28 protein-coding genes are annotated in these 24,190 nt (G+C 70.7%); 16 read left to right on the top strand and 12 right to left on the bottom strand.

Features of this window, described 5'->3' with window-relative positions:
• The first annotated feature begins 25 nt into the window (after positions 1–25).
• Positions 26–1,333, top strand: a complete 1,308-nt coding sequence (locus ACQ860_RS09465; RefSeq protein ID WP_431303128.1) for an ATP-binding protein — start codon at positions 26–28, stop codon at positions 1,331–1,333.
• Complete coding sequence (locus ACQ860_RS09460) at positions 1,330–1,785, top strand: GNAT family N-acetyltransferase (protein ID WP_431303127.1); 456 nt, start codon at positions 1,330–1,332, stop codon at positions 1,783–1,785. Before ACQ860_RS09465 ends, ACQ860_RS09460 begins: the two co-directional genes overlap by 4 nt.
• A 3-nt stretch (positions 1,786–1,788) precedes the next feature.
• Here the strand turns inward: ACQ860_RS09460 and ACQ860_RS09455 are convergent, their stop codons facing one another.
• From ACQ860_RS09455 to ACQ860_RS09445, 3 genes are read right to left on the bottom strand one after another with little or no spacing between them, the layout of a single operon-like run.
• Positions 1,789–2,232, bottom strand: coding sequence for a PaaI family thioesterase (locus ACQ860_RS09455; protein ID WP_431303126.1), 444 nt, complete (start codon positions 2,230–2,232; stop codon positions 1,789–1,791).
• 22 nt (positions 2,233–2,254) lie between these two features.
• Positions 2,255–3,121: a flagellar motor stator protein MotA gene (motA, locus tag ACQ860_RS09450; protein ID WP_431303125.1), complete on the bottom strand. Its 867-nt coding sequence runs from the start codon at positions 3,119–3,121 to the stop codon at positions 2,255–2,257.
• Positions 3,118–4,152, bottom strand: a complete 1,035-nt coding sequence (locus ACQ860_RS09445; protein WP_431303124.1) for a flagellar motor protein MotB — start codon at positions 4,150–4,152, stop codon at positions 3,118–3,120. The genes motA and ACQ860_RS09445 overlap by 4 nt, the downstream gene beginning before the upstream one ends.
• A 302-nt stretch (positions 4,153–4,454) precedes the next feature.
• Here ACQ860_RS09445 and ACQ860_RS09440 point away from each other — a divergent pair, with 302 nt between their 5' ends.
• The 3 genes from ACQ860_RS09440 to mltG are packed head-to-tail and all read left to right on the top strand — an operon-like array spanning position 4,455 to position 6,987.
• Positions 4,455–4,697 carry an acyl carrier protein gene (locus ACQ860_RS09440; protein WP_213613217.1) on the top strand — a complete coding sequence of 81 codons (243 nt, stop codon included), beginning with the start codon at positions 4,455–4,457 and terminating at the stop codon, positions 4,695–4,697.
• 40 nt (positions 4,698–4,737) lie between these two features.
• Complete coding sequence (gene fabF, locus ACQ860_RS09435) at positions 4,738–6,021, top strand: beta-ketoacyl-ACP synthase II (RefSeq protein WP_431303123.1); 1,284 nt, start codon at positions 4,738–4,740, stop codon at positions 6,019–6,021.
• A 6-nt stretch (positions 6,022–6,027) separates the two neighbouring features.
• Complete coding sequence (gene mltG, locus ACQ860_RS09430; RefSeq protein WP_431303122.1) at positions 6,028–6,987, top strand: endolytic transglycosylase MltG; 960 nt, start codon at positions 6,028–6,030, stop codon at positions 6,985–6,987.
• Between the two features lie 33 nt (positions 6,988–7,020).
• Here mltG and ACQ860_RS09425 read toward each other — a convergent pair whose 3' ends face one another.
• The 3 genes from ACQ860_RS09425 to ACQ860_RS09415 form a co-directional block, all read right to left on the bottom strand.
• On the bottom strand, positions 7,021–7,725 hold the full coding sequence (locus ACQ860_RS09425) for an AzlC family ABC transporter permease (protein WP_431303121.1): 705 nt from the start codon (positions 7,723–7,725) through the stop codon (positions 7,021–7,023).
• The gene (locus tag ACQ860_RS09420) at positions 7,722–8,285 is read right to left on the bottom strand and encodes a regulatory protein RecX (RefSeq protein WP_431303120.1); all 564 of its coding nucleotides are present in this window, start codon (positions 8,283–8,285) and stop codon (positions 7,722–7,724) included. The genes ACQ860_RS09425 and ACQ860_RS09420 overlap by 4 nt, the downstream gene beginning before the upstream one ends.
• Positions 8,286–8,447: 162 nt before the next feature.
• On the bottom strand, positions 8,448–8,894 hold the full coding sequence (locus ACQ860_RS09415; RefSeq protein WP_431303119.1) for an RrF2 family transcriptional regulator: 447 nt from the start codon (positions 8,892–8,894) through the stop codon (positions 8,448–8,450).
• Positions 8,895–8,996: 102 nt separating this feature from the next.
• On the opposite strand from ACQ860_RS09415, the gene cysK reads away from it, so the two are divergent.
• Positions 8,997–9,959 carry a cysteine synthase A gene (gene cysK / locus ACQ860_RS09410; RefSeq protein ID WP_431303118.1) on the top strand — a complete coding sequence of 321 codons (963 nt, stop codon included), beginning with the start codon at positions 8,997–8,999 and terminating at the stop codon, positions 9,957–9,959.
• A gap of 110 nt (positions 9,960–10,069) precedes the next feature.
• Positions 10,070–12,514, top strand: a complete 2,445-nt coding sequence (locus ACQ860_RS09405; protein ID WP_431303117.1) for a DNA translocase FtsK — start codon at positions 10,070–10,072, stop codon at positions 12,512–12,514.
• A gap of 3 nt (positions 12,515–12,517) precedes the next feature.
• Here the strand turns inward: ACQ860_RS09405 and ACQ860_RS09400 are convergent, their stop codons facing one another.
• From ACQ860_RS09400 to ACQ860_RS09380, 5 genes are all read right to left on the bottom strand, one after another.
• Positions 12,518–13,495: a UDP-glucuronic acid decarboxylase family protein gene (locus tag ACQ860_RS09400; protein ID WP_431303116.1), complete on the bottom strand. Its 978-nt coding sequence runs from the start codon at positions 13,493–13,495 to the stop codon at positions 12,518–12,520.
• An 85-nt stretch (positions 13,496–13,580) separates the two neighbouring features.
• Positions 13,581–13,877 carry a YdhR family protein gene (locus ACQ860_RS09395; protein WP_431303115.1) on the bottom strand — a complete coding sequence of 99 codons (297 nt, stop codon included), beginning with the start codon at positions 13,875–13,877 and terminating at the stop codon, positions 13,581–13,583.
• 87 nt (positions 13,878–13,964) lie between these two features.
• Positions 13,965–14,816 carry a fumarylacetoacetate hydrolase family protein gene (locus ACQ860_RS09390; protein ID WP_431303114.1) on the bottom strand — a complete coding sequence of 284 codons (852 nt, stop codon included), beginning with the start codon at positions 14,814–14,816 and terminating at the stop codon, positions 13,965–13,967.
• Between the two features lie 67 nt (positions 14,817–14,883).
• Positions 14,884–15,636, bottom strand: a complete 753-nt coding sequence (locus tag ACQ860_RS09385; RefSeq protein ID WP_431303113.1) for an SDR family NAD(P)-dependent oxidoreductase — start codon at positions 15,634–15,636, stop codon at positions 14,884–14,886.
• An 84-nt stretch (positions 15,637–15,720) separates the two neighbouring features.
• Entirely contained in the window at positions 15,721–16,332 is a 612-nt protein-coding gene (locus ACQ860_RS09380; protein ID WP_431303112.1) for a pyridoxamine 5'-phosphate oxidase family protein, read from the bottom strand.
• A gap of 68 nt (positions 16,333–16,400) precedes the next feature.
• On the opposite strand from ACQ860_RS09380, the gene ACQ860_RS09375 reads away from it, so the two are divergent.
• The 8 genes from ACQ860_RS09375 to ACQ860_RS09340 all read left to right on the top strand — a co-directional run bounded on the left by ACQ860_RS09375 (position 16,401) and on the right by ACQ860_RS09340 (position 22,172).
• Positions 16,401–17,144, top strand: a complete 744-nt coding sequence (locus tag ACQ860_RS09375; RefSeq protein WP_431303111.1) for a YebC/PmpR family DNA-binding transcriptional regulator — start codon at positions 16,401–16,403, stop codon at positions 17,142–17,144.
• Position 17,145: 1 nt separating this feature from the next.
• The gene (ruvC, locus tag ACQ860_RS09370; RefSeq protein ID WP_431303110.1) at positions 17,146–17,658 is read left to right on the top strand and encodes a crossover junction endodeoxyribonuclease RuvC; all 513 of its coding nucleotides are present in this window, start codon (positions 17,146–17,148) and stop codon (positions 17,656–17,658) included.
• Positions 17,655–18,278 (top strand): Holliday junction branch migration protein RuvA, encoded by a 624-nt coding sequence (gene ruvA / locus ACQ860_RS09365; protein ID WP_431303109.1) that lies wholly within the window; start codon positions 17,655–17,657, stop codon positions 18,276–18,278. Before ruvC ends, ruvA begins: the two co-directional genes overlap by 4 nt.
• On the top strand, positions 18,271–19,302 hold the full coding sequence (ruvB, locus tag ACQ860_RS09360) for a Holliday junction branch migration DNA helicase RuvB (RefSeq protein ID WP_431303108.1): 1,032 nt from the start codon (positions 18,271–18,273) through the stop codon (positions 19,300–19,302). Before ruvA ends, ruvB begins: the two co-directional genes overlap by 8 nt.
• Positions 19,299–19,748: a YbgC/FadM family acyl-CoA thioesterase gene (locus ACQ860_RS09355; protein WP_431303107.1), complete on the top strand. Its 450-nt coding sequence runs from the start codon at positions 19,299–19,301 to the stop codon at positions 19,746–19,748. Before ruvB ends, ACQ860_RS09355 begins: the two co-directional genes overlap by 4 nt.
• A gap of 47 nt (positions 19,749–19,795) precedes the next feature.
• On the top strand, positions 19,796–20,539 hold the full coding sequence (gene tolQ, locus ACQ860_RS09350; protein ID WP_431305742.1) for a protein TolQ: 744 nt from the start codon (positions 19,796–19,798) through the stop codon (positions 20,537–20,539).
• Positions 20,540–20,543: 4 nt separating this feature from the next.
• Positions 20,544–21,089, top strand: a complete 546-nt coding sequence (gene tolR / locus ACQ860_RS09345) for a protein TolR (protein ID WP_431303106.1) — start codon at positions 20,544–20,546, stop codon at positions 21,087–21,089.
• A gap of 78 nt (positions 21,090–21,167) precedes the next feature.
• Positions 21,168–22,172: a hypothetical protein gene (locus ACQ860_RS09340; protein ID WP_431303105.1), complete on the top strand. Its 1,005-nt coding sequence runs from the start codon at positions 21,168–21,170 to the stop codon at positions 22,170–22,172.
• A gap of 6 nt (positions 22,173–22,178) precedes the next feature.
• Here the strand turns inward: ACQ860_RS09340 and ACQ860_RS09335 are convergent, their stop codons facing one another.
• Positions 22,179–22,562 (bottom strand): hypothetical protein, encoded by a 384-nt coding sequence (locus ACQ860_RS09335; RefSeq protein ID WP_431303104.1) that lies wholly within the window; start codon positions 22,560–22,562, stop codon positions 22,179–22,181.
• A gap of 182 nt (positions 22,563–22,744) precedes the next feature.
• Between ACQ860_RS09335 and tolB the strand changes: the two genes are divergently transcribed.
• Entirely contained in the window at positions 22,745–24,097 is a 1,353-nt protein-coding gene (gene tolB / locus ACQ860_RS09330; protein ID WP_431303103.1) for a Tol-Pal system beta propeller repeat protein TolB, read from the top strand.
• The last annotated feature ends 93 nt before the right edge of the window (positions 24,098–24,190 follow it).

Here is a 24,190-nt window from a genome sequence, read left to right as displayed (position 1 = left end):
GCTCATCGCCGGCGTACCTGTCCTGGTGCTGGGCGGACTGATGGTGACCGGCCATCTGGCAGCCGGGCCCGCGCTGCTCGGCACGGCGCTCTGCCTGGCGGCGGGCTTCGCCCTGGCCTGGTCCTGGCTGGCCGGGGTGGCGCGGCTCAACGCCGCGCTGCGCCGCGCCGCCGAGGAGCAGGGCCCCTTCAGCGCGCCCTTGCCCGCCCCCCGCCTGCCGGCCCTGGGCGAAATCGAGGAGGGGCTTGCGCGCCTCACCCGCTCGCTTCAGGCGCGTGCCGAACTGGTGGGCCAGTTGCGCGCGGCCGACCAGCAGATCGTCGAGGCGCTGCCCGACCCGCTGATCGTCCTCGCCGCCGACCGCGCGCCGTTGCGCGCCAACCAGGCCGCGCGCCGCCTCTTTGGCCTGGTGGGGGAGGGGCTCTCACGCGGTGACCTCGGTGCGCTGCTGCGCCATCCCATCCTCGCGGCGGCGCTGGACCGCTGCCTGGCCGATGGCGGACCCCAGGCGGTGGAACTCGCGCTGCCCGGCGCCGTCACGCGCGACCTCTCGGGCCAGGTCATGCTGATGCAGCCGCCGCTGGCCGATGGCGGCCGCCTCGTCATCATGCTGGCCGACCGCACGGCGGCGCGCGCGGTGGAACGCATGCGGGCCGACTTCATCACCAATGCGAGCCACGAACTCCGCACGCCGCTCGCCAGCGTCATGGGCTTCATCGAGACGCTGCGCGGCCCGGCGCGCGACGACCCGGAGGCGCAGCAGCGCTTCCTCGCCATCATGGCCGAGCAGTCGGAGCGCATGCGCCGCCTGATTGATGACCTGCTCGGCCTCTCCCGCGTCGAGATGAGCGAGCACCAGCCGCCCTCCGAGACGGCCGACCTCGGCGACCTGCTGCGCGCCGAGGCGGCGGCGATGGAGCCGCTCTACGCGGCGCGCGGCGTGCGCCTTGTTGTCGCGCTGCCGGAGGGCCCGCTCACGGCGAGCCCGGCCGATGCCGATCAACTGGGCCAGGTGGCGCGCAACCTGCTGGACAACGCGTTGCGGCACGCCCGCGCCGAGGTGCGGCTTGCGGCCGAGCCGGCTCTGTTCGGGGGGCGCGAGGGCGTGGCCTTCAGCGTGCAGGATGACGGGCCGGGTGTCGCGCGCGAGCACATCCCGCGCCTGACCGAGCGCTTCTACCGCGTGGACAAGGCCCGCGCGCGCGGGGCGGGCAATACGGGCCTTGGCCTCGCCATCGTGAAGCACATCCTGACCCGCCATCGCGGGCAGCTCGCCATCGAGAGCGAGTTGGGCGCGGGGGCGACCTTCCGCGTTTGGGTGCCCGGCGGATGAGCCTGACCGTCGCGGTGGAAACGCCGCGCCAAACCGCGGTGGCGGCGCTGCTGCGTCTTTCGGACGAGATCGCCGCGGCGCTCTACCCGGGTGAGCCCCGCCGTGCGCTGAACCCGGCGACGCTGGATGCGCCGGGCATCCATCTCCTGCTGGCCCGGCGGGATGGCTTCGCCGCCGGCTGCTGCGCGCTCATGGAGCAGGCGGACGGCACGGCCGAACTGAAGCGCATGGTGGTGGACCCCGCACATCAGCGGCAAGGCGTGGGTGAGGCGCTGCTGAGGGCCGCCGAGGCGGTGGCCCGGGCCCAGGGCGTCACGCTGCTGCGGCTCGAGGTCGGCACCCGCAACGGCGCGGCGGAGGCGCTGTATCGCAGCGCGGGCTTCACCGACTGCGCGCCCTTCGGCGGCTATCGTGCCTCGTCCATCAGCCGCTTCCTCGAGAAGCGGCTGTAGCCGTCACTCCGCTGGCACGCCCTCCAGCGTATGGCTGCCCGCGCGGTAGCGATGGGTGGAGGCGCCGAAGGCGATCAGGTCGCCGGCCGCGTCCCGCACCTCGCCGCGCGCGAAGAAGATGTTGCGCCCGGCACTGACCAGCCGCCCCTCCGCGATCAGCACGGCACCCAGCTTGCCCTGCCCGGTGAACCGCGTGTCGAGGTCGAGCGTCACGGCATGCCGCTTGCGCCCCGGCGTCGGGCAATAGAGGCCGGCGAAGGCGTTCACCTGGTCCAGCAGCGCCAGCATCACGCCGCCATGTACGATCCCGGAGCGATTCGCGTGCTGCGGCCCGGGCGTGCAGACGAGGCGGGCCAGGCCCTCCTCCCAATGCTGCATCTCGATGCCGAGCAGGCCGTGGAAGGGGGAGAGCGCCTGGGCGCGGATGTGGTCTGGCAAGCTGTCCATGGCGCCGACCATGCCCGCGCCCTCAGGTGATGGAAAGCTCCTGCAGCGCAGCCTCGGTCTCGGCGAAGCTCGGCATGAGGAAGGAGGGCGCGACCTTGCGGCCCGTCTCGACGGAGACCTGCGGCGCATTGCCGTGCAGATGGGCCACGAGCACGGCGCGGATCACCTCGTAATAGGCGGCCTCCTCCTCGACGATGCCCTTCAGCCGGGAGGCGAAGGGCCCCATCATGCCATAGGCCAGGAAGATCCCGAGGAAGGTTCCCACCAGCGCGCCGCCGATCATCCCGCCCAGCACCGAGGGTGGGCTGTCGATCGAGGCCATGGTCTTGATCACGCCCAGCACGGCGGCGACGATACCGAGCGCTGGCAGCGCATCGGCGGTGCTCTGCATGGCGTGGGAGGGGTGCATCTCCTCCTCCTTCAGCTTCTTCAGCTCGCGCGCCATCGTGTCCTCGATCTGGTGCGGGTCATCGGCGTTCATGCCGATCATGCGCAGGTAGTCGCAGATCAGGTCGGTCGCGTGGTGGTCCTTCTGGATCTTGGGGAACTTGCTGAAGGCGGGGCTCTCGTCCGGCCGCTCGATATGCGGCTCCAGCGCCATGGCGCCCTTGGTCTGCGCGAGCCGCACGAAATAATAGAGCAGCGAGAGGATTTCGGTGTAGTCCTCCTTCTTGAAGCGCGGCCCCTTCAGGATTTTGCCAAATCCGCCCAGCGTGTGTTTCACGTCATGCATGGAATTGGCCATGAGGAAGGTGCCCAGCGCGGCGCCGCCGATCATCATCATCTCGAAGGGCAGGGCCTTGATGATGATGCCGAACTTGCCGCCGGCGAGCATGTAGCCGCCGAACACCATGATGAACACGACGACCAGGCCGAGGATCGTGGTCATCGGGCGGGCTCCGCTTGGCGCAACAAGGTGATGGCGACGCGGCGATTGCCGGCGGCCTGGGGTTGTTCGGGCAGCAGCGGCGCGCGGTCGGCCATGCCGGTGACGCCCTGGATGCGCGATTCGGCGACGCCCGCCTCGCTCAGCAGGCGGCGGGTGGCATTGGCGCGCTCGGCGGAGAGGTCCCAGTTGCTGCGGGCGCCGCCGCCGCGGAAGGGCGTGCTGTCCGTGTGGCCGGTGACCTGGATGGGGTTGGGCAGGCGGGCGGCGGCCTGGGCGACGCGCTGGATCATCTGCCGCGCGCGTTCGGTGGGTTGGGCGCCGCCGGTCGCGAACATGGGCTGGCCGTCGGCCTCCAGCAGCTGCACCCGCAGTCCCTCGGGCGTGATCTCGACCAGGACCTGGCGGGCAAGCTCGGCCAGCGCCGGGTCCGCCAGGAAGGTCTGGCGGAGCGCGTCGGCCATGTCCTCGAAGCGCTCCTGTTCGGCGCGCGCGGCCTCCAGCCGGCGGGCGGCCTCGCCGGTCAGCGGTGGGGCGGGCGGGGCGGGGGGCGTGGGCTCGGCGCTCGCCTCATGCATCGAATCGGGGCGCGGGTCGCTCACCGAATCCACGCGGGCCGCGCGGCTGTCCTCTTCGCCGGGCGGGCCTGGGATGCGGCGGGTCGGCTCGGCGGGGCGGTCGCTTTCGTCCTCCTCCAGCTCCTGCTCGGTGGGGCGGGGGCCCCGCTCCAGCCGGATGGCGCCGGTGTCGGAGGCCATGTTGCCCGCGCTGTGCGGCGTCATGCCGCCGAAGGGCTGCCCGGTGCCCGAGGCGCCGGTGGCGAGCGCGTTGGAGGGGTTGAAGAAATCGGCGATGCCGCGGCGCTGTTCCTCGGTGGTCGCGTTGAGCAGCCACATCAGCAGGAAGAAGGCCATCATGGCGGTTACGAAATCGGCATAGGCGACCTTCCAGGCGCCGCCATGATGCCCATGGCCGCCCTCCTCGATCCGCTTGATGACGGTGATCCCGCCATCCCCCTTGCCACGCTTGGCCAAGCCACACCCCATCAGCGGCGTCCTGCCGCGCGGGCAGTTTGCCGGCGGGGGGGTTAACCGAGGGCTAAGGCCCGGAAGAGATGGCCGTAATCTGGTGAAGCTTGAAGTGAACGGCCGAACTGCTGCAACGCGGGGCAGAAATTCCAAGTTGCGGGCTTGCCACGGCGCGCGCGGCAGCCTAGTCCGCCCCGCACGATCATGGTAACCGGCCCTGCGGAGCCTGACCGATGGCTCCAGGGGGGAATCCCGGCTGGACCCATGGGAAGCTTCCTAGGGACCGCTGGCAGCAGGAGAACAGAGTAATGAGCGAGACCGCCGAAAAGGTTAAGAAGATCGTTGTCGAGCATCTGGGCGTCGAAGAGGCCAAGGTGACGGCCGAGGCTTCGTTCATTGACGATCTCGGCGCGGACAGCCTCGACACGGTCGAGCTGGTCATGGCCTTCGAGGAGGCCTTCGGCGTGGAGATCCCGGACGACGCGGCGGAGAAGATCCAGACCGTGAAGGACGCGATCGAGTTCATCGAGAAGCAGCAGGCCTCGGCCTGACCTGCCGCGCCTGACGCCTCGACAGGGATAGGAACGCCACGTGTTCGCGCAGGGTCATGCGCCGCGCCGCGTCGTCGTCACCGGCATGGGGATCGCGAGCCCGCTTGGGCTCGGGATCGACAATGTCTGGAAGCGGCTGATCAACGGCGAAAGCGGCATCTCCAACATCCAGTCCTTCGACGTGAAGGACCTCCCGGCGCGGATCGCCGGGCAGGTTCCGGCCGGCGTGAAGGCGGACGGCCGGCTTGACCTCGCCGAGTGGATCCCCGTCAAGGATCAGAAGAAGATGGATCGCTTCATCCAGCTTGCCCTTGTGGCGGCTGTGGAGGCGATCGAGACCTCGGGCTGGATGCCGGAGGATGAGGCCGGGCGTTGCGCCACGGGCGTGATGATCGGCTCGGGCATCGGTGGTCTGGAGACGATCCAGGAGGCGGCGACGCTGGTGGCCGCCGGCCGCACGCGGCGCCTTTCGCCTTTCTTCATTCCCTCCGCCCTGGTCAACCTCGCCTCGGGCCATGTTTCCATCCGCTACGGCTTCAAGGGCCCGAACCATTCGGCCGTGACCGCCTGCGCGACCGGCGTGCACGCCATTGGCGATGCCGCGCGCCTGATCGCGCTGGGCGACGCCGATGTGATGGTGGCCGGCGGGGCCGAGGCCGCGATCTGCGAACTCGGCATCGGCGGCTTCTGTGCGGCGCGTGCCCTGTCCACCAAGTTCAACGACACGCCGACCGCCGCCTCCCGGCCCTGGGATGCCGACCGCGACGGCTTCGTGATGGGCGAGGGCGCCGGCGTCCTGGTCCTCGAGGAATACGAGCACGCCAAGGCGCGCGGTGCGACCATCCATGCCGAGGTCATCGGCTATGGAATGAGCGGCGACGCCTATCACATCACCTCGCCCGCCGAGGATGGCGATGGCGGCTTCCGCGCCATGAAGGCCGCGCTGCGCGATGCCGGCCTGACGCCGGCGGACGTGCACTATGTGAACGCCCACGGCACCAGCACGCCGCTCGGCGACGACATCGAGCTCTCCGCCGTCGAGCGCCTCTTCGGCGATGACGCGAAGGGCCTCGCCATGTCCTCGACCAAGTCGGCGACGGGCCACCTGCTGGGTGCGGCCGGTGCGGTGGAGGCGATCTTCTCCATCCTGGCCGTCCGCGACAATGTGGCGCCGCCCACCCTGAACCTGGAAAACCCCTCGCGCGAGAGCCCGATCGACCGCGTGGCCAAGGTGGCGCAGGAGCGCAAGATCGACGTGGCGCTCTCCAACAGCTTCGGCTTCGGCGGCACCAACGCCTCGGTCATCTTCCGGGGCGCGCCCTAGTCTCCCATGCCCCGCCTGTTGAAGCTGGCCGGCGCCGGGCTCCTGGCCCTGGCCGTGCTGGCCGGCGGGGCTTTCTGGATGGCGGTGCAGCGCATCGCCGCCCCCGGGCCCTTGGCGGAAGCCACCAACCTCGTCATCCCGCGCGGCGGCACCGAGAGCATCGCATCCGTGCTGCTCCAGGCCGGCGTCATCACCGATCCGCGCCTCTTCGCCTTCGCCGCCTGGCGCAGCCGTGACGACGGGCCGCTGCGCGCGGCCGAGTTCACCTTCCCTGCCCGCGCCTCGATCGCGCAGGTGCTGGCCGTTCTCCGCGAGGGCCGGCCCGTGCAACGCCGGGTGACCATCCCCGAGGGCCTGACCGCACGGCAGATCATGGCCCTGCTGGAGCGCACGGAGGGCCTGACGGGCGACGTCCCGCCATTGGCCGAGGGCGCCGCCCTGCCCGAGACCTATGCCTTCACCTGGGGCGACAGCCGCGCCTCCGTGGCGCGCCGCGCCGTGGCCGCCATGGACGCGGCCCTGGCCGAGGCCTGGGCCGCGCGCGCGCCCAACCTGCCGCTGGCGAACCCGCGCGAGGCACTCATCCTCGCCTCCATCATCGAGCGTGAGACGGGCGTGGCGGGCGAGCGCGCGCTCGTGGGTGGTGTGTTCGTGAACCGGCTGCGGCGCGGGATGATGCTGCAATCCGACCCCACGGTCGCCTATGTGCCGGGGCAGGGGATGCCACTCGACCGGCCGCTGACGCGGGCGGATCTGGAGCAGCCGCACCCCTTCAACACCTACCGCATCCGCGGGCTTCCGCCCGGCCCCATTGCCTCGCCAGGGCGGGAGGCGCTGCGGGCCGCGACCCGCCCGGCCGAGACGGAGTTCCTCTATTTCGTCGCCGATGGCACGGGCGGGCATGCCTTCGCGCGGACGCTGGAGGAGCACAACCGGAACGTCGCGCGCTGGCGCGCGCTGAGGTGACGCGTGCGCTGGCGCGCGCTGGGGTGGTCCGCCCTACCGCACCCGGTCCCGCCAGGCGCCCGCCGCCGCGCCGATGATGGCGCCCGCCAGCACCGGCCAGGGCTGGCCGAGGCCCAGGACGTGCGAGGTGGTGACTGCCGCCACCGCTGCGACGGCCCATGGGAAGATCTCGCCCGCGCCGCGCCAGAGGGGCACCATCAGCGCCACCAGCGTGGCGACGCTCGCAAAGAAGATCGGGTGGCCCGGCGGCAGGGCGATCAGGGCGGAGAAGGCATGGCCTAGGCCGGTCATGCTCATCCAGAAGATCCAGAAGGTCAGGCCCACGCCCAGCAGCAGCGCCGCATCGCGCCCGCCTGCCCGCTGATCGGCGATGGAGATCGCGAAGCTGTTGTCCACCAGCGTCGCCAGCGTGCCCCAGAGCTTCAACCCGCGGAGCTTGTCGAGCCAAGGGGCCAGCGCGGCCCCCATGGGGGCCAGGCGCAGGTTGATGACGAAGGCGGCGAGCGTGGCACCCAGGATGGGCGCGGGGTCGGCCCAGAGTTCCAGGGCCACGAGCTGGCTGGTGCCGGCGAAGACCAGGGCCGACATGAGCATGGTCTCCAGCAGGGAGAGGCCGCGCGCATCCGCCAGCACGCCGACGATCAGGCCGAACGGCGCCATGGCCGGCACCATCGGGAGAGAGATCCGCACGCCGCGCCAGAAGCCCTGGCGGGTGAAGACGATGCGGCTGCCGCTCATCGGGCCGCGTCCAGCATGCGCTCGGCCTCGGGCCGGGAAAGCGCCAGGGCGCGGCGCGCCACCTCGCCGCTGAAGCCGGCACGGGCCAGGCTCGCGAGCCATTTGCGGCGCGTCTCTGGCTCGGGCGCCTCGGCCGCGAAGGGGCCGAAGCGGCGCTTGCGGCAGAGGATCAGTGCGGCCGCGAACTCGCCGGGCATGTCCTCCTGCGCCAGTGCGGCGCGCGCCGTCTTGGCGGCGACACCCTTGGCCGCGAGGTGCGCGAGGGTTGCCCGCGCCGAGCGGCCCGAGCCCTGCAGTCGCCGTGCACGGGCCTGGGCAAAGAGGGCGTCATCCACCGCGCCGGCCTGCACCAGCCGGGCGGCGATGGCCGCCGCCTGGGCCTTCGCCGCGGCGGCGGTGGCGGCGATGGCCTCCGGCTCCTGCCCCTCGGCCGCGGCTTCTCGCGCCCAGCGGCGGATCCGGTTGCCCAGCACGCGCCGCAGCCCGGCCTCGGTGGTGGCGAAGCGGGCCAGATGGGCGAGCGCGGCCTCGCGCAGCGCGGTTTCGGTGATCTTGGGCATGCGTGACTTAGGCGTGGCAGCGCAGTGCGAAGAAATCCAGCCCTGCCATGCGAGAATCCGGTCGCGCAGCGGCGGGCGCCGCTCAACCGGTCTCTTGGCCCCAGCGCAACCGCGGCGCGGCGAAGCCGGGCGCGCGGAGCGCGCGCCCGGCGCATGAGGGAATCAAATCACGAAATGCAAAGGCTCGGTCACCGGCCGCCGCAGCCCGGCCGCCGCCGCGCGCTTCAGCAGGTCCTCCAGCGTCAGCCCCTTGAGGCGCTTCGCGGTCGCGGACTCCAACTCCTGCCAGAGAGGGGCGGTGACCAGCGCGGCCAGCTTGCCGGGGGGATCGGCCGGAGGTTCATCCTCCGTGACCGCGGCGATGATCTCGATCAGCGGCACCTCGCGTGGGGCGCGGGCCATGCGGTAGCCGCCGCGCGGGCCACGCAGCGAATCGAGCAGACCGGCCCGCACCAGGGATTGCAGCAGCGGCTCGATCCCGCGTCGCGCGGCCCCCAGGCGCTCGGCGATCTCGGCGGCACCCGTCACCTCGCCCCCACGCCCGGCGTGGAAGGCGATGTCGAGCGCGATGTCGAGGGCGAGGAGCCCGCGATCCTGGCGCAGCAGCATGTCCTGAAATTCTCCCGCTTTCTCGCGTAGAATAGCGCAAAATGGCCGACGATCCAGCCATTGGCGGGTCATGGGCAGGGATTTTTGTGGTATCCGGCACGCATGGACGCCGAATCGCCCCCTACCCGCCATCGCCTGCGCGCCAGCATCCTCGACACGGTCGGTGAGACGCCGGCTGTCCTGCTGCCCCGACTGATGGCGGCCGAGGGGCTGAAGGCCCGGCTCGCGCTCAAGCTGGAATTCTTCAACCCGGCCGGCTCGGTGAAAGACCGCATCGGGCTGGCCATGATCGAGGCGGCGGAAGCGGCGGGCGAGATCACGCCCGAGCGGTCCGTCATCATCGAGCCCACTTCCGGGAACACCGGCATCGCGCTCGCCTTCGTGGCTGCCGCCAAGGGCTACCGGATCGTCGTGGTCATGCCCGACGGCGCCTCAATCGAGCGGCGCAAGATGCTGAAGCTGCTGGGGGCCGAGCTGGAACTCACGCCGGCCAAGCGCGGCATGGCCGGCGCCATCTCCCGCGCCGAGGAGATCGTGGCCAAGACCAAGGGCGCCTGGATGGCCCGGCAATTCGACAATGGCGCGAACCCCGACATCCATGCCCGCACCACGGCGGAGGAGATCTGGCGCGACACGGCCGGTGAGGTGGACGTGGTCATGGGCGGCATCGGCACCGGCGGCACGCTGACCGGCATCGCCCGCGTGCTGAAGCCCCGCAAGCCCGGGCTGCGCGTCATCGGCATCGAGCCCGCGGAAAGCGCCGTGCTGAACGGGGATGAGCCGGGGCCGCACCGCATCCAGGGGATCGGCGCCGGCTTCTGTCCCGGTGTTCTCGACCTCGCCAGCCTCGACGGCGTGGAGCGCGTGGCCGAGCGCGAGGCCTTTGCCGCCGCCCGGCAGGTGGCGCGGCTGGACGGCGTGCCGGTCGGCATCTCGTCCGGCGCGGTGCTGCACGCCATGATCCGCTTGGCCCGGGAGCCAGGGATGGAGGGCAAGCTCATCCTGGGCATCGCCGCCTCCTTCGCCGAGCGCTACCTCTCGACGGAACTGTTCGAAGGTCTTTAGTCGGTGGCGAAACACCCCCGGCGCTGCTATCTTCCCGCTACCCCCCGGCTTCCCCCGTGCCTGCCCCCGAAGGCCCGGTCCCTGTTGCGCGTCCCTTTGCCGAGGCTCCGATGAGTGATTCGACCGCCGGCTTCAGCCGTTTCGCCTCGCCCGCCGTCAAGCAGGCGATCGGACGGCGGGTGAATGAGATCCTGGGCATCCTGCTGGGCTTCGCGGGCCTTGCGCTGCTGGTCGCCGTCGGCACCTATCACCCGGGCGATGCCTCCCTCTCCACCGCGACGAGCGGGCCCACGCGCAACCTGGCCGGCCCGCTGGGCGCCCTGGTCTCCGATGTGCTGTGGCAGGCCTTCGGCTGGGCCGCCTATCTGCCGGGCGCCGTCCTGCTGGGCTGGGCGCTGCGCATGATCACGCAGCTCGGCGTCAGCCTGCTGCCGGCGCGCATCGTGGCCCTGATGATCGCCGCGCCCATGCTGGCCGCGCTCTTCGCCCTGCTGCCCGGCACAGATTCCGGCGTGGCCGGCCCGTTGCTGTCCGATGCGCTGCTGCGAGGGCTGGAAGGCGCCTTCGGGCCGCTCGGCCGGCTCACCGCGCAGCTCGTCACCGGTGGCTTTGCGGCGATCTTCATCTACCTGGCCTTTGGCGCCTCGCCGAGCGACTGGCGCCGCGCCGCCCGCGTCACCGCCGATGCGGCGCTGGCCACGGCCGATACCGCCGCGCGTGGCGTGGGGGAGGCCGCGGTCTATGGCGCGCGCAAGCGCCATCTGCTGGTGCGCCCCTTCGTGGCCCTCGGTGGCCTCTTCCGCCGCAAGCCGCGCCCGGCCCCGGCGGCCGATCTGATGGACGTGCTGAAGGAGGCCGACCGCGCCGCCGCCACGCCGCACATCGCCCCCTATGTGGAGCCGCCCGCGGCCGCTCCCGTCGAGCAGCGCCCGAAGCTCCGTCAGGAACCTGAGGTCCGCCCCGCGCCGCGCAGCACGCCCCGCGTCGCCCCCACCGCCAAGCCCAAGGCGCCGCCCGAGCAGGCCACGCTCGACCTGCCCGTCGAGGGCTGGCGCACCCCTCCGCTCGACCTGCTTTCCCCCACGCCGCCCCGCGTGGCCGGCGGCCCGAGCCCCGAGGCGCTGCAGGCCAATGCCCGCATGCTGGAACAGGTGCTGAGCGATTACGGCGTGAGCGGCGCCATCACCGAGATCCGCCCCGGCCCCGTCGTCACGCTGTATGAGCTGGAGCCGGCGCCGGGCACCAAATCCTCCCGCGTCATCGGCCTGGCCGACGACATCGCGCGCAGCATGTCCGTGGTATCCGTGCGTATCGCGACCGTGCCGGGCCGCAGCGTGATGGGCATCGAGATGCCCAATGTGAAGCGCGAGACGGTCTGGCTGCGGGAGATGCTGACCAGCGAGGAATACCAGCGCGCCGGCGCCTCGCTGCCGCTGATCCTCGGCAAGAATATCGGCGGCACGCCCATCATCGCCGACCTCGCGCGGATGCCGCATCTGCTGATCGCGGGCACCACGGGCTCGGGCAAGTCGGTCGGCATCAACACCTTCATCCTCTCGCTGCTCTACAAGCACAGCCCGGCCGAATGCCGCTTCATCATGATCGACCCGAAGATGCTGGAGCTCTCGGTCTATGACCGCATCCCGCATCTGCTGGCCCCTGTTGTGACCGAACCGCCCAAGGCGATCGGCGCGCTCAAATGGACCGTGCGCGAGATGGAGCGCCGCTACCGCGCGATGAGCCAGATCGGCGTGCGCAACATCACCGGCTACAATGAGAAGGTGGTCGCCGCCCTCGGCCGCGGCGAGGTGCTGACCCGAAAGGTGCAGACCGGCTTCGACCCCGAGACGAACAAGCCCGTCTTCGAGGAACAGGCGCTCTCGCTCCAGAAGCTGCCCATGATCGTCGTCGTCATTGATGAGATGGCGGACCTGATGATCGTGGCCGGCAAGGAGATCGAGGCGGCGGTGCAGCGCCTGGCGCAGATGGCGCGCGCGGCCGGCATCCACGTCATCATGGCGACGCAGCGGCCCTCGGTGGATGTCATCACCGGCACCATCAAGGCGAATTTCCCGACGCGCATTTCCTTCCAGGTCACGAGCAAGATCGACAGCCGCACAATCCTGGGCGAGCAGGGCGCGGAACAGCTGCTGGGCCAGGGCGACATGCTCTTCCTGCCTGGCGGCGGGCGGATGACGCGCGTGCACGGCCCCTTCGTGGCCGATGCCGAGGTGGAGCGCATCACCGACTGGCTGCGCGAGCAGGGCGAGCCGGATTACGTGGAAGAGGTGACCGAGGTGGAGGAGGATGGCGAAGTCGGCCTCTCCGGCATCGCTGCGGCCTCGGATGCCGACAAGTCGCTGTTCGACCAGGCGGTGGATGTGGTGGCGCGCGAGGGCAAGGCGAGCACCAGCTTCATCCAGCGGCACCTGAACATCGGCTACAACCGTGCCGCCAAGCTCATCGAGCAGATGGAGAAGGAGGGGATCGTCAGCCCCGCCAACCATGTCGGCAAGCGCGAGATCCTCGTGCGCCGAACGGAGCGCGACGACTGAGGCTCAGGCCGCGAAGCGTGCGCTGCGGCCTGTCTCAAAGTAGCGCCGCCGGAAATCCTCGATGGTGCGGATCAGGCCGGCCTCCAGCGGGATCCGCGGCTCCCAGCCGATCGCCGCGCGCGCCTTGGTGATGTCGGGCTGGCGCTGACGGGGGTCATCCGCCGGCAGGTCACGGAATTCAATGCGCGAGGCGGAGCCTGTCAGGCGCAGCACCTCCTCGGCCAGATGTCGGATGGTGAACTCGCCGGGATTGCCGAGGTTCAGCGGTCCCGTCCCGGCGCTGGCGGTTTCCATGAAGCCGACCATCCCCTCAACCAGGTCATCCACGAAGCAGAAGGCGCGCGTCTGCTCGCCATCGCCATAGAGCGTGATGGGCTCGCCCCGCAGCGCCTGCATGATGAAGTTGGAGACGACGCGCCCGTCATTGGGGTGCATGCGCGGCCCATAGGTGTTGAAGATGCGCACCACCTTGATCGGCACCTTGTGCTGCCGGTGGTAGTCGAAGAACAGCGTCTCGGCGCAGCGCTTGCCCTCGTCATAGCAGGCGCGGGGGCCGATCATGTTGACGTTGCCGCGGTAATCCTCGGGCTGGGGATGCACCGTCGGGTCGCCATAGACCTCGCTGGTCGAGGCCTGGAGGATGGGCACGCGCAGCCGCTTGGCGAGCCCCAGCATGTTGATGGCGCCGATGACGCTGGTCTTGGTCGTCTGCACCGGATCGAACTGGTAATGCACGGGCGAGGCCGGGCAGGCGAGGTTGTAGATCTCATCCACCTCCACATAGAGCGGAAAGGTGATGTCGTGCCGCAGCAACTCGAAGAAGGGGTCGCTCAGCAGATGCGCGATGTTCTCGCGCGAGCCGGTGAAGAAATTGTCCACGCAAAGCACGTGGCAATTCCGCGCCAGCAGCGTCTCGCAGAGATGCGTGCCGATGAACCCGGCGCCGCCGGTGACGAGGACGCGCTTTCGGTCACGACGCATGGCGTTCTGCCCCTCCGAGGATGGATCGCGCCCTGGGGCGCGCATCCCGGAGGATCGGCGCGGAAGATGAAGAAAGCCTGAAGCGTCAGACGGGCTTGGTGATCGCCGTCAGCTCGGCATTGATGTCCCAGAGCACGGCGCGGATGTCGGTGGCGCCGCGTACTGTCACGCGCTCGGTGTGCATGGCCTGATAGGCCAGCGCGTGCTCCCGCGTGGTGAAAGCGTAGAGCCCGCCGGCGCGGCCCGCCGCCGCATCCTCGGTCCAGATCTTCCAGACCAGGCCCGGCGTATCGGCCGCGATGGAATGGGCGAGGGGGCGGAGCAGCGCGTTCCGCTCCGCCCCCGGCGCCGGATAGGGGGGCGGCGCCGTCGCGAAATCCATCTGAAGAACGACGGTTGGCTGCCCGGCCGATTCACGGCTTCGGGCTTCGCCCTCCGCCGATCGGACGGGATCGGCGCCGCCCATCGCTCAGCCCTTGTAGGCCACGGTGCGCGTGACCTGCTCGCCCAGGCCCGCAATGCCGACCTTCACTTCCTGGCCCGCCTTCAGGAACCAGGGTGTGGGCTTCTTGCCGAGGCCCACGCCGGGCGGCGTGCCGGTGAAGATCACGTCGCCGGGGAAGAGCGTGATGCACTGGCTGACATAGCTCACCAGCTGCTTCACGTTGAAGATCATGGTCTTGGTGCTGCCATCCTGCTGGCGGACGCCATCCACATCAGCCCACATCTTCAGGTCCTGCGGGTCGGGCACCTCGTCCTTCGTGACCATCCAGGGGCCGAGCGGGCCGAAGGTCTCGAAGCCCTTGCCCTTGTCCCAGGTCGGGCCGCGCTCGGCCTGCCATTCGCGCTCGCTCACGTCATTGCCGACGGCGTAGCCGGCCACATGATCCATCGCGGCCTCCTCCGTCACGTAGCGGGCGGTGGTGCCGATGACGACGCAGAGCTCGCATTCCCAGTCGGTCTTCACCGAGTTCTTGGGGATGATGATGTCGTCGTAAGGGCCGTTCAGCGCGCCGAGCGACTTGATGAAGACGATCGGCTCCTTCGGCACGGCGGCCCCGGTCTCGGCCGCGTGGTCGGCATAGTTCAGGCCGATGCAGATCAGGTTCTTCATGCCGGTCACGCAGGCGCCGATGCGCGGCGAGCCGGTGACGGCGGGCAGCGTGGCCGGATCGATCTTGGCGAGCTTCGCCAGCACGCCCGGCGCCAGCGCATCGCCATTCACGTCCGGGATGACGCCGGAGAGGTCGCGGATGGTGCCGCTGGCATCGAGCAGGCCGGGCTTTTCCTGGCCCTTGGGGCCGTAGCGGAGCAGTTTCATGGGGTTTCCTCCTGAATCGGGCGGCGGGAGCTTGCCCGCAAATGGCGCGGGCGCGAAGGGTGGCGCCTCAGTGGAAGACTCGGCCGGAATCGATCACCACCGTCTGGCCCGTCATCGTCTCGGTCCGGCACATGGTGACGACCATCTCGGCGCAGTCGTCCTTGTCGGCGGCCTTGCCGAGCAGCGCGCCGGCGGCCGAGCGCTCGATCTGCTCGGGCAGCAGGTTCGCCGTGGCGCGCGTGCCCTCCAGCAGGCCCGGTGCCACGCAGTTCACCAGCACCTGCGGGGCGAGGGCGACCGCCATGCACTTCGTCAGATGGATCAGCCCGGCCTTGGAGACGGCATAGGCGATGGAGGAGCCGCTGGGCCCGAGCCCGGCGACGGAGGCGATGTTGACGATGCGCCCGGCCCCTTGCGCCTTCATCACCGGGGCCACGGCCTTGGTCAGGCGCATGGGGCCGGTGAGGTTCACCGCCATGATCTTCTCCCACACTTCCTCGGTCAGGCCGTCCAGGTCAGGGAAGGGGATCGCCTTGTTGAAGGCGGCGTCGTTCACCAGGATGTCGAGGCGCCCGAAGCGCGCCGTCACGGCCGTGACCAGCGCCTGCACGGCGGCCGGGTCCGTGATGTCGCAGCCGAAGGCCGCCGTGTTCACCTGGTGGCGGGCCGCGATGTCGCGCGCCACCTGCTCGGCCTGCTCGCGGCTTTGCGCATACATGACGGCGAGATGCACGCCCTCACGCGCCAGCGCCTCGCAGATCCGCTGGCCGAGGCCGCCATTGCCGCCGGTGACCAGCGCCACCTTGCCCTTGAGTTCCATGTCGCTCCCTCCCTGATCAGGCAGGGAGAGTGCGGCGCAACCCGCCCGTGCGTCCAGCCGGGCCATGCGCGCGAGACGGCTCGTTCAGTAGAGATTGGCCTTCAGCCGCGCCGGAGCCGCCTGATCATACTCCGCCGGGTCGATTCCGCCCCTCTTATGGGCTGCGATGAGTTGCCCCATCGTCGGCACGCCCTCCGGCCGAGGCCGCCCGGCCCAGAGGCCCGAGCGCATGAAGGCCTTGGCGCATTGCATGAAGATCTCGCGCACCTCGACCACCAGCACCGTGGTCGGCGTCTTGCCCTGGGCAACACAGCGGGCGCGGAGTTCGGGATCGGTCGAGATGGTGGCCAGCCCATGCAGGCGCAGCGTCTCGTTCACGCCGGGCACGAGGAAGAGCAGGGAGACCCGGTTGTCCTCCAGGATGTCACGCAGCCCGTCCAGCCGGTTGTTGCCCTTGCGGTCGGGCAGCATGACGCGGTGGTCGTCCAGCACCTCGACGAAGCCTGGCGCATCGCCGCGCGGGGTGATGTGGTTGCCGCGCGCCCCCTGGGTCCCCAGCAGGCAGAAGGGCGAGGCCGCGATGAAGGCGCGGGTCGGCGCATCCAGCCGATCCGTGGATTTCGAGGCGGCGACGGGCGTCACCTCGTCATAGAGGGAGAGGAGCTGGTCGAGGGAGCTGACGGCATGCGGGTCCATCCCCGCATGGTGGCGAAACCCGGCGCCCGGCGCTATACCCCCGTCTTCAACCGATTTCTGAAGTGACCATGGCTGGGCATTCACAGTTCAAGAACATCATGCACCGCAAGGGCGGGCAGGACGCCAAGCGCGCCCGCGCCTTCGCGAAGATCAGCCGCGAGATCACGGTGGCGGCCAAGCAGGGCCTGCCCGACCCGAACCACAACCCGCGCCTGCGCGCCGCTCTGGTGGCGGCCCGCCTCGCCAACATGACAAAGGATGTGGTGGACCGCGCCATCAAGAAGGCGCAGGGCGTCGGCTCGGGCGAGGATTATGTCGAGGTCCGCTACGAGGGGCGGGGCCCCGGCGGGGTCGCCATCATCGTCGAGGCGCTGACCGACAACCGCAACCGCACCGCGAGCGACCTGCGCTCCATGTTCGGCAAGGCCGGGGGCGCCATGGGCGAGACGGTGGCGTTCCAGTTCGACCGCGTGGGCGCTCTGCGCTTCGGCGCGAATGTCGCGGATGCCGACACCATGCTGGAAGCCGCCATCGAGGCCGGCGCGCAGGATGTGAGCAGCACCGCCGATGGCCATGAGGTGCTGACCCTGCCCGAGGACCTCAACACGGTGCGCGACGCGCTGGAGGCCCGCTTCGGCGAGCCCCAGGCCGCGCGGCTGGAGTGGAAGCCCAACCTGACCGTCGATCTGGACGAGGAGGCCGCCGCCAGTGTGCTGAAGTTCATCGACGCGCTGGACGACCATGACGACGTGCAGCAGGTCTATGCCAATTTCGAGGTGAGCGACGCCGTGATGGCGAAGCTCTCGGGTTGATGTGATCGGCGGCGTTCGCATTCTCGGGATCGACCCTGGTCTGACCCATACGGGCTGGGGGGTGATCGAGAGCGCGGGCTCGCATCTGCGCTTCGTGGCGGCCGGCGCCATAAGCACCGGCACGGTGGATGAGCTGCCGGCGCGGCTCGTGCAGATCCACAACGCGCTGTCGCACCTGATCGGCGAATGGCGGCCGGATGAAGCGGCCGTCGAGCACACTTATGTGAACAAGAACCCGGCCGCCGCACTCAAGCTCGGCCAGGCGCGCGGTGTCGCGCTGCTGGCCCCGGCCATGGCGGGGCTTCCGGTTGCGGAATACCAGGCGATGGAGGTGAAGCGCGCCGTCGTCGGCACCGGCCATGCCGACAAGATCCAGGTGCAGGACATGGTGAAGCGCCTGCTGCCCGGCGCGGTGCTCAGGCGCGCGGACGCGGCCGATGCGCTGGCCATCGCCATCTGCCACGCGCATCACCGCGGCACGCGGAACCTTCTCGCGAGGCTCGCGCAGGCATGATCGGCATGCTCACCGGCCGTGTGGATGGCGTCGCCGACGGCGCCTGCGTGCTCGACGTGAACGGCGTGGGCTACCTCGTCGCCTGCTCCCGCAAGACGCTGGACCGGCTGACGGCGCGGGACGGCGTGCAGAAGCTGCTGGTCGAGACGCGTGTGAGCCAGGACGCCATCACCCTCTACGGCTTCCTCGACGCCGCCGAGCGCGAAGCCTTCCGCGCCCTGATCGAGGTGAAGACGGTGGGTCCGCAAAAGGCCCTGCTGGTGCTCTCCGGCCTCTCGCCCGAGCAACTCGCCCGCGTCATCGCCGCCAAGGAGCGCAAGAAGCTGGCCGAGGTGAAGGGCCTGGGGGCGGCCACCGCCAACCGCGTGATTGACGAGCCGGCGATGCAGAAATGGGCCGTGGGCCGCGCCACGCCCGAGGAGGATGGCGGCGGCGTGACGCTGGCCCCCGTCGCCCCTGAAAGCCCCGAGGCCGATGCGGTGAGCGCGCTGCTCAACCTCGGCCTGAAGCGCCCCGAGGCGGAGCGCGCCGTGGCCCGCGCCAAGGCGCAACTGCCCGCCGGCTTCGACCTCAACGCGCTGATCACCCTGGCACTGCGGGAGTCGGCCCGCCATGTCTGAGCGCCTGACCGGCCGTGAGCGCCAGGAGGAGGATGCGGGGGAGGCGAGCCTCCGCCCCCAGCTCCTCAGCGAGTTCACCGGCCAGAAGCTGCTGCGCGAGAACCTCTCGGTCTTCATCCAGGCCGCCTCCGCGCGCGGCGAGGCGCTGGACCATGTGCTGCTGCATGGGCCCCCCGGCCTCGGCAAGACCACGCTCGCGCAGATCGTGGCGCGCGAGATGGGTGTCGGCTTCCGCGCCACCTCGGGCCCGGTGTTGCAACGCGCGGGCGACCTCGCCGCCATCCTGACCAACCTGCAGCCGCGCGACGTGCTCTTCGTGGATGAGATCCACCGGCTGCAGCCCGCCATCGAGGAGACCCTCTACCCCGCGATGGAGGATTTCCAGCTCGACCTCATCATCGGCGAGGGGCCGGCCGCGCGCACCGTCCGCATCGACCTGCCGCCCTTCACCCTGGTGGGTGCGACCACGCGGTCCGGCCTGCTCTCGACGCCGCTCCGCGACCGCTTCGGCATCCCGCTGCGCCTCAACCTCTACACGCCGGAGGAGCTTTTTCGCATTGTCCGGCGTGGTGCCGAGAAGCTCGCCTTCGCGCTTTCGGAGGAGGGGGCCAGGGAGATCGCCAACCGCTCGCGCGGGACGCCGCGCATCGCGGGCCGCCTCTTGCGCCGCGTGCGGGATTTCGCCGTGGTCGAGGGCCGCGTGGCGGACCGTGCCATGGCGAACCTGGCGCTGGAACGGCTCGAGGTGGACGCCAAGGGCCTCGATGCGATGGACCGCCGCTACCTCCGCCGCATCGCCGAGCACCACAATGGCGGCCCGGTCGGCGTCGAGACGCTCGCCGCCGCCCTTTCGGAAAGCCGGGACACGCTGGAGGATGTGGTGGAGCCCTTCCTGATCCAGGAAGGGCTGGTGCTGCGCACGCCACGCGGCCGCATGCTGGGCGAGGCGGGATGGCGCCACCTGGGCCTGACACCGCCGGCCGGAAGCACCACGCAGCCCGATCTCCTGGATGGTCCAGCGTGAAGAAGAGTTACGAACACCGCCACTCCATCCGGGTCTATTTCGAGGACACGGATGCCGGCGGCGTCGTCTATCACGCCAATTACCTGCGTTGGGCCGAGCGCGCGCGCACCGAAGCCCTGCGCGACATGGGCCTGCCCCATTCCGAAATGCAGCGGCTGCATGGGTGCTTCCTGGTGGTGCGCCGCGCCGCCGTGGAGTATGCACGCCCGGCGCGGCTCGATGACGAGGTGGTGGTCGCCACCCGGATTCGCCGCGCGGCCGCAAGCCTGCTGCTGGTGCAGGAGGTCTTTCGGGGGGAGGAGACATTGGCCGTCATCGAGGTGACGCTCGCCTGCGTGGATGCGGCGGGCCTTGCCCCGCGGCGGCTGCCCGAACCCTGGCTGGGCGCGCTGCGCGCCCGGATCGCAACCGACGAAGCTTCACGACCCGGAGGCATGGCCCCTTGAAGTATCTCCTCGCCCTTCCGCTTCTGCTGGCCGCCCCGCTCGATGCCCTGGCGCAGGGCGTCTCCTCCGCGCCGCTCGCCGCCCCCGCGCATGACCTCTCGCTGATGGGCCTCTTTCTGCAGGCCGATTGGGTGGTGAAGGCGGTGATGATCGCGCTGCTGCTGGCCAGCGTCTATGTCTGGGCCATCGCCTTCGAGAAGTTCACCGCGCTCAAGCGCGCCAAGCGCGAGGCGGACGAGTTCGAGGACCGCTTCTGGCGCGGCGGCAGCCTGGATGAACTGTACCGCGCCCAGGGCGACAACCCGGCGCACCCCATGGCCTCGGTCTTCGTCGTCGGCATGCGCGAATGGCACGCGTCAACGGCCGCCGGCACCGGTGCCATGATGGTCGCCGGCACGCGTGAGCGTGTGGAGCGCGCCATGGCGGTGACCATCCAGCGCGAGATGGAGCGCCTCGAGAAGCGCATGACCTTCCTCGCCTCCACCGGCTCGGCGGCGCCCTTCATCGGCCTCTTCGGCACGGTCTGGGGCATCATGAACAGCTTCGCCGCCATCGCCGGCATGCAGAACACCAGCCTCGCCGTCGTGGCGCCCGGCATCGCGGAGGCGCTCTTCGCCACCGCCATCGGCCTGGTCGCCGCCATCCCGGCGGTGCTGATCTACAACATGCTGGCCTCGCAGATGGGCAAGTTCGCCGGGCGGATGGAGGGCTTCGCCTCCGAGTTCGGCGCGATCCTGGCCCGCCAGACCGAGGCGGCGGCGGCGGCACCCCGCGCCGCGGCGGCGGAATAAGCCCATGGCCGGCCCCCTGATGAAGCGCGGCGCGGGCGCCCGCTACCGCCCGATGGCCGAGATCAACGTGACGCCCTTCGTGGACGTCATGCTGGTGCTGCTGATCATCTTCATGGTGGCCGCGCCGATGATGACCACCGGCGTGCCGGTTGACCTGCCCCGCACCACCGCCCAGCCCCTGAACCAGGAGCAGGAGCCGCTGACCATCAGCGTGGACCCGCAGGGCCGCATCTTCCTGCAGGAGACGGAAGTGCCGCTGGAGGGCCTGGTCGCGCAGCTCCAGGCCATCGCCCGCAACCAGCCGGCCGGCGCCGCCCCGGGAACCCCGCAGGAGCGCCGAATCTTCGTCCGTGGCGACCGCGCCATCAGCTATGGCCGCGTGATGGAGGTGATGGGCACGATCAGCGCCGGCGGCTTCACCCGCGTGGCGCTGCTGGCCGAGCAGGCCAACCCCACGGCGCGCCCCCCCGCGCCGCCGGCCGGCGCGCGCCCGAACACTCCCGCGAACCCGTCCGCCACCCCCCCGGCGCGAGGCCAGGCCCCGCGCTGAGCCATGATCCGCATTCCCTCGCTCGCGGCGCAAAGGCCCCTGGGGCCGGGGCGCCGCCTGCGCCCCGGGCGCTGAGCCATGGATGACGGGCGTTTCCGCCTCTGGGTCGGCATCTCGTTCGGCGCGCATCTTCTGGTGCTCGCGCTGATCCTGCTCGAGCTGGCGCCCAAGCGCCTGCCCGAGCCGACGGAGCAGGCCTTCGCGGTCGAATTCGCCCCGGCACAGCAGGCTCAGGGTGACACGCCCGCCCCGCGCCCGGCGCCGCCCACGCCCGTTCCCGCACCCCCCACACCGACGCCCGAGCCGCCCGAGCCGCCCCGCAACGCGCCGGTCGCCCCGCCGCCGCCGCCGCCCCCGCCGCCGCCCGCCCCGGCCGCCACGCCGACGCCGCCCAGCCAGGCCGCGCGCCCGGCCCCCGCGACCCCGCCGCCCGAGCCCGCGCCCTCGCCCGTGCAGGTTCCGCCGCGCCCGCAGCAGCAGGCCCAGGCGCCGACGCCGCCCAGCCCGACACCGCCGCCGCCCACGCCTGCGCGCCCCGCGCCGCCCCTGCCGCTGCCCCCACCCCCGGTGCCTCCGCCGCCCGAGCCCGCGCGCACGCCCGGCACCGGCCAGACGCCGCCCGTGCAGCGGCCGGAGGATCGCAGCCAATCCGTGCTGAACACGCTGGAGCGGCTGCGCCAGCAACAGCAGCAGCAACAGCCGCCGACCGCGCGCGCCAATCCCTCGCCCGGCTCGCCCCAGCAGGGTGGCGGCGCGCCGCAGGGCACGGCCAACCTGACGGCCGCCGAGCGCGCCGGCCTCGCCGACAAGATCGGCGAGTGCTGGGCGGTGGATGCGGGCGCGCCCAACATCCAGAACATCATCGTGGAATTGCGCGTGGTGACGGATGCAGGCGGCACGGTGCGTGAGGTGCGGCCCAATGGCGCGGTGCCGACCGAGCCCCGCGCCCGCATGGTCTTCGAAGCGGCGCGCCGCGCCCTGCTTGACCCGCGCTGCAACCCGCTGCCCCTGCCGCGAGAGCGGCTGGACGCGCTGCGCAACACGGTGTTCCGCTTCAACCCGCGCGAGTTGGGCCTGCGCTGAGCAGCCTCAGGGCGCGGTGCAGCCGAGGAAGCGCAGGCTGACGGTGGATCCGGCCAGCGAGCCGCCGAAGGGATGGAAGCCTGCGAGCGTCGCCATCTGGCCGCCGCCGATCAACCCGGAGATGTTGCCCGACTTGCGCTGGTTGTTGCCGGTCATCGTCACTTCGATCGTGACCCGCGCGGCGCTCGTGGCGCGGTTGACCACGACGAAGCGCAAGGAGCTGAGCGTGCTGCCCGAATGCGTGACCTCCACCACCCGCATGTCGCAGCCATTGCTGCGGTTGCCCGAGATGGACAGGCCGGTGCCCGTCCAGCTCGTCTGCGCCTGGGCCGGGCCAGCCAGGAACGCCAGGCTGAGGACCAGGATTCCGGCCGCGATCAGCGTCTTCATGGGATGCCTCCTTCGGCCCAACATTGCGCCGCGTTAAGGCGTTTCCTCAAGGCCATGCCACCGATCCCCCTGATCGGCCGCACCAATCGCCCGCTGCCGCGTTGGGCCAGCACCGCGCAGGGAGAGATTCACCTTTCCCCCAGAATCGGGCAGAAGTGGCCAAGGTTCGGAGTCTGTCCAACATGAGCACGATCAACCGCCGTTCGCTTCTCGCCGCAGGCCTCGTCGCCCCCGGCATCTGGGCCACGCCTTGGCCGGCCAGCGGGCAATCGGGCCAGCCGACGATCGTGGACATCACCCGCGCCCGCACCGAGCCCATCCCGATCGCCATCCCCAACATGGCGGGCACCGGCAGCGAGGGCGCGCGGCTGGGCGCCCAGATCGCGCAGGTCATCACCAACAACCTCCGCAATTCGGGCCTGTTCCGCCCGGTCGAGCGCGCGGCCTTCATCCAGTCGCCCGAGGCGGCCGCGGCCACGCCGCGCTTCCAGGACTGGCGCGTGATCGGGGCCGTCGGGCTCGTCACCGGCCGCGTGGATGCGAGCGGCGACCGCCTGCGTGTCGAGTTCCGCCTCTGGGACATCCTGCCCGAGCAGCAGGCGCTGGGCACCGCCTACAATGCCAGCCTCTCCAACTGGCGGCAGATCGCGCACATCATCTCGGACGACATCTACAAGCGGATGCTGGGCGAGAACGGCTATTTCAACACCCGCATCGCCTATATCGCCGAGACTGGGCCGCGCGACCGCCGCACCCGGCGCCTGGCCATCATGGACCAGGATGGCGAGAACAACCGCTTCCTGACCGATGGCCAGTTCCAGGCCCTGACGCCGCGCTTCCACCCGAACGCGACGCAGATCGCCTTCATGTCCTACCAGCGCAACGAACCGCGCGTGTATCTCTTCAGCCTGGAGAGCGGCCGGCAGGAGGTCTTGGGCAATTTCGGCGGCATGACGCTGAGCCCGCGCTTCTCGCCCGATGGGCGCAGCGTCGTGCTCTCCGCCATCCGTGGCGGGGACGCGAATATCTTCATCGTGGACCTCGCCTCGCGGCGCGAGCGGCAACTGACCAACTCGCCCGGTCTGGACGTATCGCCCTGCTTCTCGCCGGACGGCACGCAGATCGTCTTCAACTCGGATCGTGGCGGCGACCAGCAGCTCTATGTGATGGACGCGGGGGGCGGCGGCGCGCGGCGCATCTCCTTCGGCAATGGCCGCTATGCCACGCCGGTCTGGTCCCCACGCGGTGATCTCATCGCCTTCACCCGCATCTCGCGGGGGCAATTCGCCATCGGCGTGATGCGCCCCGACGGCTCGGGCGAGCGCATCCTCTCCGAGGGCTGGGCGATGGAAGGGCCGACCTTCGCGCCCAATGGCCGCGTCATCATGTTCTACCGCGAGAGCGCCGCGCGCGATCAGCGCGGCGCCGGCTATTCCGCCCGCCTTTCCTCGATCGACATTGCGGGCTTCAATGAGCGACAGATCGTGACCCCCACCGACGCGACGGATCCGAGCTGGTCGCCCCTGATCAGCTGAGCCGGCGCGGGAGATTCCCTGTCACGGAGTGTGACCATGCGGCGTTTGCGCAGCTTTCGCCTTGATTGCGCCATGCGGCGAATGTAGGGGACT

The organism is Sediminicoccus sp. BL-A-41-H5, from assembly GCF_050632405.1.
In the GTDB taxonomy this organism is placed as follows: domain Bacteria; phylum Pseudomonadota; class Alphaproteobacteria; order Acetobacterales; family Acetobacteraceae; genus Roseococcus.
The sequence above is the reverse complement of the archived record's forward strand: the minus strand, read 5'-3'. Positions and strand labels throughout refer to the sequence as shown.